The following is a 14,175-nucleotide window of genomic DNA, read 5'->3' as shown; positions in this document are numbered from 1 at the left end:
CCTTCCGTAGCCGACCCCCAGGCCCAGCGGGCCGCCGCCTTCGCCGTAGCTCAGCGAGACGTCGGTCTGCTTGTAGTCGCTTTCAAAGCGGACCGGGCCGGCCGCGGTTTCCGGCAGGCCTTCACCATTGAAGTAATGGCCGGCGCGGAAAACGAAGTTGCTGATCACCGGGCTGGCGTAGCCGATGGCATTGGACACCCGGGTGCGTGCATTGAAGATGGAGGAGCCAATCGCGGTGGCGCCGGCGTCGTGGATGACGTACTCGACATTGCGGCCCAGGATCGCGTAGATCGGCGTGCGGCTGGGTGCGGCCGAGTCAATGCGCCCGATGTTGACCACACCGAAGTCGCCGCTGATGCCGACGTAGGAGTTGCGGTAGACGGGCGAGCTTGACGCGCCGGTGTCCGAAGAGATTCCCATCTCCAGGCCAAAGAGCGCCTTGAGCCCTCCGCCCAGGTCCTCGGTCCCCTTGGCGCCGAACCGGGACGCGTTGCCCGTGATGAGCGTCTGAGAGACGGAGCCGGTCTTCGAGTTCTCAAAGCTCGTATCCATCCTCCCGTAAATCGTCACCGTGCTTTGCGCCAACGCGGCGACGGGGGTTATGGCGGTTATTGCGCCGGCGCCAATCGCAGCCAGGCAGGCTATCTTCAATTTCATTTCTCACTCCTGAAAGTTTTGTAAATGGCGGCGAATCATTCGCCCCCGCATGGGTGTTCACGGGCGAAGTTCGCCCAGGTCTTTCCTGCTTCCCTCCTCGCCGACCGTCATAAATCCTGAAAAACTCGCTTGCTTTTTTGTATTGACTAGCGATACACTGTATCAAACAGCGTTACAACTAGATCATGAAGCGGTGATGACTGTCAAGAAATTTCGCGGCGCTGTTGCCGCGAATGCACAAGGTGAAAGCTGGCAAGGGTGTTGGTTGGCCTCTAAATTGCGAGCAGTTGTGCGAACGTGACGTACCGGCGGGAGGCCTCCCGCCGACTGGAGTTTTTGATGAAAGTGACGTGCAATAGGGGGCCTGTTGCGGTCTCCCAGGGTGGAGGCGACGGGCTCGAGCGAGGCGGCGTGCGATGTGGGCGGGTGTTGGCCCGTGCCGCAGCCAGAGATAAGGACGCAATCTGATGTTTGGCCCCATATTCCAGCGAATGCGCGACAGCCTCGTCGTCGTTGCGCTGATGTCTGCCATCGCGTTTACGGGCATTCACCTCATTGGCGACCCCATACACCTGCTTGTCAGCCCGAATGCCTCCACCGAAGAGGTAGAGGTCGCGGCGCGCAGCCTGGGGCTGGACCGGCCGATCTACGAGCAATACGCGCTGTTTGTGAAGCATGCGGTCGAGGGAGACCTCGGCAAATCGTTTGTCTTCAACCGGCCGGCGCTGGGAATTGTTCTGGAGCGCATGCCCGCAACCCTGGAGATGGCGTTTGTCGCGCTGATACTGGCGCTGGCCATCGGGATCCCTCTCGGGCTCGTCGCGGGCCTGATGCCGGACTCCTGGGTTCACAAGCTCATTGCCGGATTTTCAATCGCAGGGGTCACCATTCCCACGTTCTGGAAGGGGCTCATCCTCATCCTCATCTTTTCCGTGAATCTCGGATGGCTTCCGTCAGGCGGGCGAGGCGACACCGAACAGCTCTTCGGCATCGCCTTCAGCTTCCTGACATGGGACGGCCTCAAGCACATGATCCTTCCGGCAACGACGCTTGCCATATTCCAGATCGCCATGGTGATTCGCCTGACGGAGACCGGAACCCGCGATGTGGTGCAACAGGAGTACGTGCGGTTCGCGCGTGCCAAAGGCGTGTCCGGGTTCAGGCTCCTGGCCAGACACATCGCCCCGAATGTGATGATTCCCGTGGTTACCGCCGTCGGGCTCGAGTTCGGTCACCTCATCGCTTTCTCTGTGGTGACCGAGTCGGTCTTTGCATGGCCGGGCATGGGAAAACTCATCATTGACTCGATCCTCCATCTCGACAGGCCCGTTGTCGTGGCCTACCTGATGGTCACCGTCCTTCTGGTGGTCTCCATCAACCTTCTGGTCGATCTCCTGTATGTGATTCTTGATCCCCGGCTCAGAGCCCGCAGCAAATAAAACGAGGTGACCCCATGATCCAGACCGAATCGTTGAACGCGGAGGAAAAGCCGGCGGCCCGGCCGGCGCCGCAGCCGGCGCAAACCCCGTGGAGCCGGATCCGGCGGCAATTCCTGCTGAGCAAAATTGCGTTCGCAGCGCTGGTCGTCTTCGGGCTGCTGCTCATCGTGGCATTGGGCGCGCCATTTTTCTCACCGCAGAACCCGTACGACCTGGCCTCCGTGTCTATCGTGGACGCAGAACTCGTTCCGGGTGCGCGCAGCGAAGTGAGCGGGATGCTGCATGTCCTCGGCACCGATGGCGCCGGACGGGACCTGATCAGCGCAATCTTCTATGGGCTTCGCATCAGCATGGCTGTCGGCCTTCTGAGTGCATTGGCCGCACTTTGCATCGGAACAACAGTGGGCCTGACGGCCGCCTACTTTGGCGGGCGTGTGGATTCGTTCTTCATGCGAATCGTTGACTTGCAACTGAGCCTGCCTGCCATCCTGATCGCTCTGGTACTTTTGGCATCGCTGGGCCAGGGTGTAGACAAGACCTTGCTGGCCCTGATCATTGTTCAATGGGCGTACTACGCCCGCAATGTGCGCGGGGCCGCGCTGGTGGAGCAACAAAAAGAGTATGTGGAGGCAGCGATGGGGCAAGGCTTGCCCCCCAGGCGGATCATGTTCAGGCACGTGCTGCCGAACTGCATGGGAACGCTGATCGTCACCGGCACCCTGCAGACGGCGCACGCCATCAGCCTGGAGGCAACGATGAGTTTCCTGGGTATCGGGCTTCCCCAGACAGAACCTTCGCTGGGGCTGCTGATTGCCAATGGCTTCGAGTACATGCTCACGAACAAATACTGGATCTCGGTCTATCCGGGGTTGGCATTGGTGCTTCTGGTGGGGTCGATCAACCTGATCGGTGATCGTCTGCGTGTTGTTTTCAACCCCAAGCTGGATCAGGTATGAGCACAAGTGCGTTAAAGGTCAGTGGGATCACGACCCACTTCGAGACCAAGGCCGGCGTCGCCAGGGCGGTGAACGACGTTTCCTTCTCCGTCGGGCAAGGGCAAATCGTTGCCCTGGTGGGCGAGTCGGGATCGGGGAAGTCCGTGACGGCAATGTCTTTGATGAACCTGGTGGATCCTCCGGGCCGAATCGTTGCCGGTGAAATTCTCCTTCGGGGAAATAACCTGCGCTCCGTCTCCGCCCGCGAATGGAACAGGATTCGGGGCAAAGAGATGGCGATGGTTTTCCAGGACCCCATGATGTCGCTCAACCCTGTCATCCGTGTGGGAGACCAGTTGACGGAAACCATCCGGATTCACGCCAAAGTATCACGGTCAGATGCCACGGAGCGGGCATGCGCCGCGTTGGCCGCGGTGGGAATTCCGGCGCCGGCCGAGAGAATGCGCGCCTATCCGCATGAACTCTCGGGTGGCATGCGCCAGCGAATCGCCATCGCGAACGCCATCATCAACGAGCCGGCCGTGATCATCGCCGACGAGCCGACGACCGCCCTGGACGTCACGATTCAGGCGCAGATTCTTTACCAGATCCGCAAGCTGACAAAGGAGCGAGGAACGGGACTGGTGTGGATTACGCACGACCTGAGTGTGGTGAAAGACCTTGCCGACTACGTGTGCGTGATGTATGCCGGCCGCATCGTCGAGAAAGGCGCGGTCGCTGACGTGATCAGGTCGCCGAGACATCCTTACACACGCGGGTTGATCGACTCATTGCCCAAGTCGCAGGATCGCGGCTCCCTGCTCAAGCCCATTCCCGGAAGTACCCCGCCTTTGCTCAACCTGCCGTCCGGTTGCGCGTTCGCACCCCGCTGCAGCCGGGCAACGCAAGCGTGCACAAAGATGCCCGGCCTGACCCGGACAGAAGACCGGGAGTTTCTTTGCTTTCACCCCTATACGACAAACAATTCATGACCACGATACTTGAAGCGGCCAATGTCTCGAAACGGTTTGGTGCCGCGCAAACCTGGAGCGGGCAACTGGCGCACAAATTGAAGCTGGCCCGCAAGACACCCAAGCAGGTGTCCGCGGTGAGTGACGTCAGCCTGCAGATCGAGGCGGGGGAGGTCGTCGGCCTGGTGGGTGAGTCGGGCTGTGGAAAATCAACCTTCGGGCGAATCGTCGCGGGCATTCTGGAACCGTCCAGCGGCGACGTCATGGTTCATCAGGTGCCGGGCAAGCCCTATCTTTCGGATGTCCACCGAAACGTCCAGATGGTCTTTCAAAACCCCTATGGCTCGCTCAATCCGCGGCTGCGTGTTGACCAGCTCCTCAGCGAGGCGGCCATCTATCACGGGCTGATTTCCGCAAAGGACAAGGCCCCGTTCGTGAGAGGCCTCCTGGAACAGGTGGGTCTTGACGCCAGTTACGGCGAACGCTATCCGCACCAGTTCTCGGGCGGGCAGCGGCAGCGAATCGCCATCGCAAGAGCGCTGGCCCTGAAGCCGTCGCTGGTCGTCTGTGATGAGGCTGTTTCCGCGCTTGATGTGTCCATCCAGGCGCAGGTTCTCAATCTTTTCCAGAAGCTGCGGCGAGAGCAAAACCTTGCCTACCTGTTCATCAGCCACAACCTGGCGGTGGTGGAATATCTGGCCGACCGGGTGGCGATCATGTATCTGGGCCGCATTGTGGAGCTGGCCAAAACAGAGACGCTTTTTAGCCAACCCAACCATCCCTACACAAAGGCACTCATTGCCGACGCGCCGCGCATGGATGCGAAGCCGCTGACGTACAGGCCCATTGCAGGCGAGATGCCGAGCCCGATGAACGTGCCCAGCGGCTGCGCGTTTCACCCCCGGTGTCCGCATGTCATGCCCATTTGCCGGGAAGTCCGGCCGGCCCTGGTCGAAGTCGCGCCGTCGCAAATCTCGGCCTGCCATCTGAATACCACCGCCTCAAAAGCCGCAGAGCCCTGACACCAGGGCGCCGTCTTGAGAGGGCGCCGGGAGGGCTGGCCCGCCGCGCATTCCCGAGGCATCATGGCGCCCATGTCCTCCACATCTGCATCACCCGCCCACCAGGGCCGCGTCTTCGGCTCGCCGTGGGCAGGCATTTACGCCACGCAGATGGAAAGCGCGCGCCACTTCGGCCGCCACTGGCATGCAGTGTATGGCGTCGGGCTGATGGAGCAGGGCGCGCAAAGCTCGGCCAGCGGGCGCGGCCCGGTCGATGCCTATGCCGGTGACGTGATCATGTGCAACCCTGGTGAAGTGCATGACGGCCGGCCGCTGGGCGGCCCTTCGCGCCGCTGGCGCATGGTCTATTTTGAGCCGGCGGCCATCGCCTCCGTGCTGGCAGATGCACCAGATACCGCGCGGGCCACCGGCGTTGAACTCACGCATCCCGTCACGCAGGACGCCCGCCTTCGCAGCGCGTTGCAACACCTGCTCGGCCGCCTGCAGCAATGGGATGCCGATGCGGTCCGCGGCCGCGCGGCGGCCTTGGCCTGTGAAGAGGCGCTGGTCCGCGCCTGTGCCTTGCTGCTGCACCGTCATGCCGTTTCACCTGTCACGCAATCGCAAGTCTCATCGTCCACCTCACCTTCTTCGCCTGAGCTGCTTCGCGCCCGCGACCACCTGGCCGCTGACTTGCTGGCCCCGCCCACGTTGACGGAGCTGGCGCGCACCGCAGGCCTCAGCAAGTTCCAGCTGCTGCGACGTTTTGAAAAAGCCTTTGGCCTCACGCCCCATGCCTGGCTGTTGCAGCAGCGTGCCGAGCATGCGCGCGGCCTGATCCGCGGCAGCGCCGGGCTCGCGCAGGTGGCCGCCGCCTGCGGCTTTGCCGACCAGAGCCACATGACGCGGCTGTTTGCCCGCCAGTTCGGCTTTACGCCGGGTGCGTGGCAGCAGGCCATGGGCAAAAGCACGACCAAAACCCCACTGCAATAACGTTCAAGACGGCGTGCGCGCGCAGCGGCATGCTGGCCGCTGTTTCACTTTTTAAAGAAGGCCGTCGCGCATGTTCTTCCGCCATTCCCCGGCCATCTGGGCCGACTATCCCGAGCTGGTGCCCGGCGTGCTGGCCGCTACGGGCATCACGGCCGATGCAGACGTCTCAGCCCAGGTCGCCCGCTTCAACGCCATCGCTGCCACCCGTCTGGCCACGAACGCTGAAGGCGAGCTGCCTGAGGTGCAGGCCTGGCGCCGTACCTTTTCAAAAATGGGCCTCAAGCCCACGCAGTACCGCTGCGCATCTGAATCACTGCTGCGCCGCTTCCGCAAGGAAGGTTCGCTGCCGCAGCTGCACCCGCTGGTTGATCTGTGCAACGCCGTGTCGATTGCGTTCGCCATTCCCGTCGCCGTGTTTGACGTGGCCCGGGTGGCGCAGCAGCTGGATGTGCGCTACGCCACCGGCGCTGAAAGTTACCAGGCCTTCAGCGGCGAAACAGAAAACCCCGAGCCGCATGAAGTCATCTTTGCCGACGCCGCCCAACCGCCCTCCGCCCATGCCCGCCGCTGGACGCACCGGCAAAGTGGCCTCTCGGCCGTCAGCGCCGCCACGCACAGCGTCCTCATCGTGGCCGAAGCCCTGCACGCTACGGCGGCCGACGATGTGCGCCGGCTCATCAGCACACTCGCCGCTGAGCTGGCCGCCGTCTGGCCGGTTGCGCCCGTCACCGCGGTGCTCAGCAGCACCGCGCCGCAGTTTGATTTTCCGGGTGGGTAAGGGTCGCGTGGCCTGATGGAAGTCTTTTCAGGCCATTTTGAGGCATCAAAAATGGCTGCAACCCAATAAGAACATGCGCAAGCAGCTATTAATTTAGGAGCAAAGCGCGGCCGCCCACGGCAACCAGCCGTGGCCTGCTTTGAATTTACTTCTCCGTGCCGGGAAAGTACGGCGCGCCCTGCATCGCCGTCAGCGGCAGGTAAAACGTTTTCACCGGCACCAGCGGCGCATTGCGCACCACCACCTTGCCCAAGGCTGCGGCGGCTTTGTCCTGGGCTTCTTCTTCGCTGCCTTCTTCGGCCGGGCGTTTGGCGCCGGGCACCAGCGCCGGCCTTATGCAGGCAGCGCGTATGCCTTCGAGGATTTCGCCCGGCAGCTCGTCGCGTTTGCCAAAGCGGCTGCCGTCTACATGCAGCACGTCGCCCTTCAGCGTGGCAGACAGGTTCAGCGGCGGGTTGCCAAACGACTGGTCGTAGCCCACGGCCAGCGTGTTCGCGTCGCCGCGCCGGTACTGCACCACGCGCAGCCGTTTGGGCTGGCGGTTGGCGTCCACCTCCACGTCGCCTATATAAAAGTAGCGCACCTGCGCCACCGGCAGCGGTGGCAGCTTGTAGCTGTCAGACCAGTTGTTCTGGTCTTCCTTGAACAGTGGGCGCATCGTGGTGGGCAGCGTGTCGTTGCCGGAAGTGGCAAACACGGCAGACGTTGCGTTGGAAAGCGAATAGCCATGAAAGTCAAACGCCACCGTCTCTTTCTGCTCAGGCACCTGCTTGCCAAAGGCGGGGAAGATCGCGCCGCTCTGCCGAACTTCCTGCAGGCGCACACCGTTGCCCTCCGCCTTCCAGCGACCGCCGGCCAGCATGTCGAGCGAGCCGCCCATGAAGGTAAAGCAGAAGGTGTTGTCGTCCAGCAGCATCAGCTGCGCACGCGAATCGACCGAGCCCTGCGTGTAGCCGCCCACATAAGGCTTTTCAGCCGCGGTCAGCGCCTGTGCCCCGGCCATCGGCAGCAAGGTGAGGGCGAAGGCGGCAAGCGTGGTGCCAAGAGGCTGGGAGATGGAGCGCATGGGCAGTGAGTCCGGTGGGTGTTGAAGCCAATGAATGTATTACAGCGGGTGCCCTGGCTGCGCCGGTATAAATAACAGGGCTTCGTTGCGCGACGGATTCCGGTTGCTGGAAAAACAGTCCTGTAGAGCATTTTCACGCATCAAATATGCCTGCAACCCAATAAGAACGTGCGCGAGAAGCTATAAATTTAGGAGCAACGGACGACTGCCCACGGCAGCCACCCCCGCAACTCATCCGGCTACTTGTCGTCAGAAAAGTAAGGCGCGCCCTGCAGGGCCGTTAGCGGCAGATTAAAAGTTTTCACCGGCACCAGCGGCGGCTGTTTCACGGACGTCGCGCGTCCGGCCGCTATCTCTGCGGCTTCTTCTTCGCTGGGACGTTTGGCCTCAGCCAGCGCGGGCCGTATGCAGGCCGAGCGTATTCTTTCCAGGGCTTTTTCCGGCAGCTCCTTGCGCGGGCCAAAGCGGCTGCCGTCTACATGCAGCACCTCACCATCCTTCAGCGTGGCAAGCTGGTTCAGCGGCGGGTTGCCAAACGCCGGGTTGTAGCCCACGCGCAGCGTGTTCGCGTCGCCGCGCCGGTACTGCACCACGCGCAGCTGTTTGGGCTGGCCGTTGGCATCCACTTCCGCATCGGCTATATAAAAGTAGCGCACCTGCGCCATCGGCATGGGCGGCAGCTTGTAGCTGGAAGACCAGCCGTTGTGGCCGTCCCTGAAGAGCCGGCGCAGGCTGGTGGGCAAGGTCTCGTCAGTGCCCGTGGCAAACGCGACCGACACCGCGCGAGACAGCGAATGGCCGTGAAAGTCAAACTCCACGGTCTGTTTCTGCTCAAGCACCTGCTTGCCAAAGACGGGGAAGACGGAGCCGTTCTGTCGCACCTCCTGCAGGCGCACGCCGTTGCCTTCAGCCTTCCAGCGCCCGCCGGCCAGCATGTCGAGCGAGCCGCCCATGAAACTAAAACAAAACGTGTTGTCGTCCAGCAGCATCAGCTGCGCACGCGAATCGACCGAACCCTGGGTGTAGCCACCGACATACGGCTGTTCAGCCGGGGTAACAGCCTGCGCGCCAGCCAGCGGCAGCAAGGTGAGGGCGAAGGTGGCAAGCGTGGTGCCAAAAAGAGGCCGGAAGCTGGGGCGCATGGGTATCCAGAAGGTGAAGAAGGAAGTGACTGTATGGCAGCGGCAGCAGGGTTGCGCCGGGCTCAATGCAAGCAGATGTCAGCGTGCGTGCTATGCCACAAAGTGCGAAGCCACAAACGCCAGCCCCAGCAACCCGCCCCACAGCAGCGCTGTCATCAGCCGGTTGCGTTCGTTTTCATGGTGCGTCATGAAGAGGTGGCCCAGCAGCCAGGTAATGCCACTGAAGCCAAACAGCAAACCGACCAGCGCGGCCGCGCCGGCGTAGACGCCATGCATCCACAAGGGAATGGCCATGAAAAGATGGCTCAGGCTGCGCGGCGAAAGAATCAGGTACAGGCCCAGGTAAAGCGAGATCTCAAAAATCGGAATCGCCACCAGCGCAGCCACCAGCCGCCACAGCAGGCCTTCGCTTTCGTCAGGGGCTGGCCGGCGCTTGCGCAGGTAAGGGGGTCTATCCATGGGGTGGGACTATAACTGCGTGGCGTGGCTTCACCAGCAGGGGCCGCGGTCCGGCTTTGCCGGCCGCAAGGCGCCCGTCCCCTGCAAGGGGAGAGGGGGCTACACGCAGTGAGCCCCAACAGGGGTGTGCCATTTATTCAACAGGGGTGTGCCAGCTTGCGCAATTGCGCATGCGCCGCATCTTCCAGATCCAGCGGCTGCTGCTGCTTGGCTTTCAAATAGCGGTTGGTAAACACATCCAGGTAAGCCTCCAGCGTTTGCGCCGCATGCGTCTCACCGGCCAGCTCCAGGCACAGGGCCGCCACTTCAGACGTGCAAAAGTGCGTGTCGCGCTGCGAGCGGCGCAGCTTGTAGCGAGAGAGCTGCTCGCTCTGCAAACTCAGCACGGGCAGGTGGTTGAGGTATGGGCTCTTGCGAAACATCTTGCGGGCTTCGGGCCACGTCGCGTCCAGCAATACAAACAGCGGGCGCTTCGTATTCCTGTCACCCGATGAGTCGGCAGGCAACACATCAGCCACCACTCGCTCAGCCGCCACAAACTCGCCCGGAAACACCAGGTAGGGCTGCCACTGCGGGTCGGCCAGCAGCGCCAGCAGTGCAGGGTCTACTTCGGTGCGCGCCCATTCAAACGCAAACGTGTCCGCCACCACATCGGCAATCAGCCAGCCCGTGTTGCTGGGTTTCAGCGCCTCGATGTCGGCCATGATGAGGCACACACCCGCGCGCGTGGGCACAACAGGGCGCAGGGCGCACATGCAGTGGCTGGGCATCAGGCGGCAACCGGCGCAGCGCACATTGCGCGGGCCGCCGCGGGCCAGGAATGGTTTGGAGGCGCGCGCCAGCCGCGCGGTGCGCAGGCGGGAAACTGCGTGAGCGTCTGGGGAAGTGGAAGTCATAGGCAGAGTATCGCCAAATCGCGCCAGGCTACTCCAGCCTGCTTCAAGTAGCTTCAGGCCTTCTCAAGCTCTTGTTTCGCATGGGCTGCGCCCGGCCCGTTCGGTGCCAGCTCCAGGTAATTGCGAAAGGCCTTCTTCGCCTTGTCGCCGTCGCCTGCCCGCGCATGGGCATCGCCCAGGTTCAGGTAGGCAATCGCACGTGATGGGTCCATCTTCACGGTGTTTTCAAACCAGCGCGCCGCTTCCTTGAACTTGTCCTGCTTGAAATACACAAACCCCAGGTTGTTGGCAGCCAGCGCAAAGTCGGGGCGCAGCTTCAGCGCCTCGGTGAACTGGGCTTCGGCTTCGGCGTACAGCTTTTCTTTATAGAGCTGCAGGCCGCGGTCATTGGCGCGCTGGGCCAGTTGCCGTGCCGAGCTGGGCACAGCCAGCGGCGTGGTGATTTTTTGTTCACCGCCCTGCAGGTCTTTCACCACCACGGTTGCCGTGGGCGGTGCCGTCACCGGCACATCGCTGCCGGCAGTGGGCGCGGCGGCGGGCGGGCGTGTGGCGTCGAGTTTGCTGTTCAGCGCAATCGCATCGACAGACAGCTGGCTCGTCTGCGCGCTTAAAAACTCGGCCTCTGCCGGCAGCGCAAACACAAAGTCGCCGCCTTCAGATCCCGGCAGGCTGCCAAAGGCCGGTGTCTGCCGCGACACCGACGCTACGGCCGGCGCCACATACGCGGCCAGCTCGGTCGCGGTGATCAGGCCGTCGCCGTTCAGGTCGGCCTTGCCGCCCATCGCCTGCAGCAGCGTCCAGGTAAACACCGAATGCCCGTTTGGCCCGCCGTCGGCCACCAGTTGGTCGGCGCCGCCGGCCGTCAGCATCTGCCGGCCCAGGCGCTTGGCGTTGTCACGCAAAAAGTTGCCAGAGCCCGCGCCGCGCGTCAGGCCCAGCCCGCTGTAGCAGGCGTCCATCACAAACAGCACGTGCTTGGCCGTCAGGCTTTCGGCAATGTTCTGCAGCTCCGTCATCGGCACCGCGTCCGTCGCGATCTTGTTCGGGTCTGAATCTGCCGGAATGATGTAGCCCAAATCGCGGCCCGAGCTCAGCTGCCGTGTGGCGCCGTGCCCGGCAAAGAACACGAACAGCCTGTCGTTCTTCTTCATGCCGCTGTGCGCCAGCTTGTCATGAAAGGCGGCCAGTATGCCGGTGCGTGTGGCCTCGCGGTTTTCAAGGGATATCACGTGGTCGGCGGCAAAGCCAAACCGCTGGATCAACGTTTCGCGAATGGCACGCGCGTCGCGCACCGCGTACTGCAGCTTGGGCCAGCTGGCGTAGTCGTCAATGCCAATCACAATGGCCCACGAGTCGCTATATCCCGGGTTGGCTGCCTGCGGGGCGGGCGCCACGCCCGAGCCCTTGGCCACGGTAAAGCCGGTTCCGTCCCAGCTCGCAAACTGGTAGCCGTCGGCCACCAGGCGTTCCAGAATGGCCGGCAGCGCTTTCACCGTGCGCTCATGAATGTCGTGAAACAGCACAATGCCGCGGCCTTCTTTTTCAACCGACTTCAGTACGCGTTCCACAATCGAGCTCGGCACCGGGTCGGCCCAGTCGAGCGAATCAATGTTCCACATGACAGAGCGCAGGTGCGCGGCCGACAGCACGTCCAGCCCTTCGTCGTTGCGCGCGCCGTACGGAAACCGAAAGAGCGGCGAGCGCCGCGTATCTACCGCTTTGAGCAATTCATCAGTGCCCAGCATCTCTGATTTAAGGCCCGCGCCATTGAGCTTGGAAAGCTGCGCATGCGTCATGCTGTGGTTGGCCAGCGTGTGGCCGGCTTCCAGCAGCTTGCGGCTGATGTCTGCGCGCGGCCCCAGTTTGGTTTTGCCATCAGCCGCCACCGTGCCCAGGTTGCTGCCCACCTGAAAGAAGATGCCCGGCGCACCGTACTGCTTCAGGATGGCCGCAATCTCGTTGGTATAAACGCCGTGCGGGCCGTCGTCAAACGTCAGCACGATGGTCTTGGGCGGCAGGCTGTAGCCAAACACCTCGCCCTCTTCTTCGTCTTTGCTTTTGCGCGTGGTGGGCTTGGGCAGCGCGTAAGGCATCACCACGCCAAAGTCTTTCAAAATCTGCTCGCGTGTGTAGCGCTTCTTCAGGCTGGCCACATAGTCTTCCCAGCGCTCGCGCTTCAAGTCAATCGCCCGCGGCTCAAAGCGGCCGAACACCAGGCGAATCTCTTTTTCGTAGTTGCGCTCAATTTCAACCAGCGCGTCCAGGTCTTCACCAATGCGCTTGTGCAGCTTGATGGCCGGCAATGACGAGTCTGCCGCCACACTGGCCTGCAGGCTGCGCAGCAGCTCCCGAAAAGCCAGCCGGTCAGCGTCAAAGAGGCCTTTGTCGCTTTCCACATAGTCCAGAATGCCCGCAATCGCATCAAAGCGCTGCGCACTGCCAGAAGCCACCAGCGCCGCCAGCTGCGCTTCAATCTCGGCTACCCGCGCACGGTTGTCATGAAACAGCCCCTGCCCCACCTGGTTGGCCATGGCCCGTTCGCCCGCACCCAGTTTCTTCTCATCGGCAAACAGCACAATGATTTTTCGGTAGCTGGCCAGCAGATCCTGCATGCCCGTCAGGATTTTGCTGGTGTCGAGTGGCGTGGCGGCCAGAGTCGCGGCAGGCGGTGGTGCGTCTTTCTTGCTGTGGTCCGTGTCCAGGGTAATGACGATGGCGGTGGCCACTACCAGTAACAGGGTTCCTCCGGCTGCGACGAGGGCGATCTTGGTTTTGTTGTTCATGGGTTGTTTTTATTCTGCCCGGGGCTGGGCTTTTTTCTGAATCTACCATTTGGCGTTTTGTAGCTAGCCCGTATTGCTGGGTTTCAGAGCCTCGATGTCTGCCATGACTAGGCGCATACCCCGCACGCGTGGGCACAAAGGCGCACGTGCGGCGGCTGGGCATCAGACAGCAACCGGTGCAGCTCCGCCGCAGGTCATAAAAGGTTTGGAGGTGCGCGCCGGGCGTGTGGCGCGTAGGCGGGAGACGGCTTGGGGCATGGGAATAGCTTGAATGCGGCTTTGATGAGATTGGCGTAGAAGTGTGTACTGTACGTCTGCACCAGGCTAACCGGCTCTCATCGTCGACTCAATTCGCAAGAGGTTACGTAGCGAGGATGTCTGAAAGCACGTTCGAGAAGTAGGATGGAAACTTAGTAAGAGATTTTGAGATTTCCTCGGCTTTGTTTCTGATGGAAATGCGTGCCTCATATGCTGACGTGGGTGAGCTGCCGACTTCATCCGCAATATGTTGTGCAATTACGCGTTCCGCGAAACCAATCTCAAAATATAAAACTGACGCTGCAGATGGAAGTCCGTACTTCAATCTCTTTTGCAAAAGATCCGCGTACGTTTTGAAGTCCGAAGCCGATTCCTCCGTCCCGGACGATTTAGCGAAAGAGGCCCTGATGGCTGCAATAAAGAGGGCAAACTCATAACCGAACGTCTGCTCGCAGATGTCTACCACCCCTTCCATATCCAGTTTTCGTCGCCCTTTCTTCTCTTCTATTACTTCTTGAAGTTCGGTACATAGCAGGTGATATGACTTGCTGTTGAATTGCACCGAAGTCTGACCCGAGTTTTCCATCGAATTTTGACCCACACTCTTTGTGAGCAGAAGGTGCTCACGATGTGGATAAGTTCTTGGTTTTCTCCTTTTTGGGCTGAGTCTGTGTGGATCTGCCTCAAAGTGCGCCGCTGTTTCCGCGATTTTGTTGCCTCGATTCCCAGCCAGGTGGCCAGCTTCTCAGCGTAGGGATCGAGCTTAGTTGAGCTGACCCGCCTTGGGTACTTGGGCT

13 protein-coding genes are annotated in these 14,175 nt (G+C 61.6%); 6 read left to right on the top strand and 7 right to left on the bottom strand.

Features of this window, described 5'->3' with window-relative positions; translation table 11 throughout:
- On the bottom strand, nt 1-657 hold a 657-nt coding region (locus tag AC1DZE_RS23150; RefSeq protein WP_477700604.1), incomplete at its 3' end, for a porin.
- Between the two features lie 467 nt (nt 658-1,124).
- On the opposite strand from AC1DZE_RS23150, the gene AC1DZE_RS23145 reads away from it, so the two are divergent.
- From AC1DZE_RS23145 to AC1DZE_RS23120, 6 genes are all read left to right on the top strand, one after another.
- Nucleotides 1,125-2,096 carry an ABC transporter permease gene (locus AC1DZE_RS23145; protein WP_477700603.1) on the top strand — a complete coding sequence of 324 codons (972 nt, stop codon included), beginning with the start codon at nt 1,125-1,127 and terminating at the stop codon, nt 2,094-2,096.
- Nucleotides 2,097-2,110: 14 nt separating this feature from the next.
- Nucleotides 2,111-3,052 (top strand): ABC transporter permease, encoded by a 942-nt coding sequence (locus AC1DZE_RS23140; protein WP_477673108.1) that lies wholly within the window; start codon nt 2,111-2,113, stop codon nt 3,050-3,052.
- Entirely contained in the window at nt 3,049-4,023 is a 975-nt protein-coding gene (locus tag AC1DZE_RS23135) for an ABC transporter ATP-binding protein (protein WP_477670535.1), read from the top strand. Before AC1DZE_RS23140 ends, AC1DZE_RS23135 begins: the two co-directional genes overlap by 4 nt.
- Entirely contained in the window at nt 4,020-5,024 is a 1,005-nt protein-coding gene (locus AC1DZE_RS23130) for an ABC transporter ATP-binding protein (protein WP_477673109.1), read from the top strand. Before AC1DZE_RS23135 ends, AC1DZE_RS23130 begins: the two co-directional genes overlap by 4 nt.
- A gap of 72 nt (nt 5,025-5,096) precedes the next feature.
- Nucleotides 5,097-5,996: a helix-turn-helix domain-containing protein gene (locus tag AC1DZE_RS23125; RefSeq protein ID WP_477673110.1), complete on the top strand. Its 900-nt coding sequence runs from the start codon at nt 5,097-5,099 to the stop codon at nt 5,994-5,996.
- 70 nt (nt 5,997-6,066) lie between these two features.
- A complete protein-coding gene (locus AC1DZE_RS23120; RefSeq protein ID WP_477673111.1) occupies nt 6,067-6,774 on the top strand; it encodes a B3/B4 domain-containing protein in 708 nt (235 codons plus the stop codon).
- Nucleotides 6,775-6,919: 145 nt separating this feature from the next.
- Here the strand turns inward: AC1DZE_RS23120 and AC1DZE_RS23115 are convergent, their stop codons facing one another.
- The 6 genes from AC1DZE_RS23115 to AC1DZE_RS23090 all read right to left on the bottom strand — a co-directional run bounded on the left by AC1DZE_RS23115 (nt 6,920) and on the right by AC1DZE_RS23090 (nt 13,964).
- On the bottom strand, nt 6,920-7,840 hold the full coding sequence (locus tag AC1DZE_RS23115; protein WP_477700602.1) for a hypothetical protein: 921 nt from the start codon (nt 7,838-7,840) through the stop codon (nt 6,920-6,922).
- 239 nt (nt 7,841-8,079) lie between these two features.
- Nucleotides 8,080-8,982, bottom strand: coding sequence for a hypothetical protein (locus tag AC1DZE_RS23110; RefSeq protein WP_477673450.1), 903 nt, complete (start codon nt 8,980-8,982; stop codon nt 8,080-8,082).
- A 90-nt stretch (nt 8,983-9,072) separates the two neighbouring features.
- Complete coding sequence (locus AC1DZE_RS23105) at nt 9,073-9,441, bottom strand: hypothetical protein (RefSeq protein ID WP_477673449.1); 369 nt, start codon at nt 9,439-9,441, stop codon at nt 9,073-9,075.
- A 137-nt stretch (nt 9,442-9,578) separates the two neighbouring features.
- Nucleotides 9,579-10,337, bottom strand: coding sequence for a tRNA-uridine aminocarboxypropyltransferase (locus AC1DZE_RS23100; protein WP_477673448.1), 759 nt, complete (start codon nt 10,335-10,337; stop codon nt 9,579-9,581).
- A 53-nt stretch (nt 10,338-10,390) separates the two neighbouring features.
- The gene (locus AC1DZE_RS23095) at nt 10,391-13,120 is read right to left on the bottom strand and encodes a polysaccharide deacetylase family protein (RefSeq protein ID WP_477700601.1); all 2,730 of its coding nucleotides are present in this window, start codon (nt 13,118-13,120) and stop codon (nt 10,391-10,393) included.
- 361 nt (nt 13,121-13,481) lie between these two features.
- Nucleotides 13,482-13,964: a hypothetical protein gene (locus AC1DZE_RS23090; protein ID WP_477700600.1), complete on the bottom strand. Its 483-nt coding sequence runs from the start codon at nt 13,962-13,964 to the stop codon at nt 13,482-13,484.
- Between the last annotated feature and the right edge of the window lie 211 nt (nt 13,965-14,175).

The organism is Polaromonas sp. P1_F1 (genome assembly GCF_056405795.1).
Note: the sequence above shows the minus strand (reverse complement) of the source record. Positions and strands in the feature narration are given on the sequence as shown.

Bases quoted from the DNA above. Each gene is read 5' to 3' on its own strand.
- AC1DZE_RS23145 (WP_477700603.1), top strand. From the start codon at position 1,125: ATGTTTGGCCCCATATTCCAGCGAATGCGCGACAGCCTCGTCGTCGTT.
- AC1DZE_RS23140 (WP_477673108.1), top strand. From the start codon at position 2,111: ATGATCCAGACCGAATCGTTGAACGCGGAGGAAAAGCCGGCGGCCCGG.
- AC1DZE_RS23135 (WP_477670535.1), top strand. From the start codon at position 3,049: ATGAGCACAAGTGCGTTAAAGGTCAGTGGGATCACGACCCACTTCGAG.
- AC1DZE_RS23130 (WP_477673109.1), top strand. From the start codon at position 4,020: ATGACCACGATACTTGAAGCGGCCAATGTCTCGAAACGGTTTGGTGCC.
- AC1DZE_RS23125 (WP_477673110.1), top strand. From the start codon at position 5,097: ATGTCCTCCACATCTGCATCACCCGCCCACCAGGGCCGCGTCTTCGGC.
- AC1DZE_RS23120 (WP_477673111.1), top strand. From the start codon at position 6,067: ATGTTCTTCCGCCATTCCCCGGCCATCTGGGCCGACTATCCCGAGCTG.
- AC1DZE_RS23115 (WP_477700602.1), bottom strand. From the start codon at position 7,840: ATGCGCTCCATCTCCCAGCCTCTTGGCACCACGCTTGCCGCCTTCGCC.
- AC1DZE_RS23110 (WP_477673450.1), bottom strand. From the start codon at position 8,982: ATGCGCCCCAGCTTCCGGCCTCTTTTTGGCACCACGCTTGCCACCTTC.
- AC1DZE_RS23105 (WP_477673449.1), bottom strand. From the start codon at position 9,441: ATGGATAGACCCCCTTACCTGCGCAAGCGCCGGCCAGCCCCTGACGAA.
- AC1DZE_RS23100 (WP_477673448.1), bottom strand. From the start codon at position 10,337: ATGACTTCCACTTCCCCAGACGCTCACGCAGTTTCCCGCCTGCGCACC.
- AC1DZE_RS23095 (WP_477700601.1), bottom strand. From the start codon at position 13,120: ATGAACAACAAAACCAAGATCGCCCTCGTCGCAGCCGGAGGAACCCTG.
- AC1DZE_RS23090 (WP_477700600.1), bottom strand. From the start codon at position 13,964: ATGGAAAACTCGGGTCAGACTTCGGTGCAATTCAACAGCAAGTCATAT.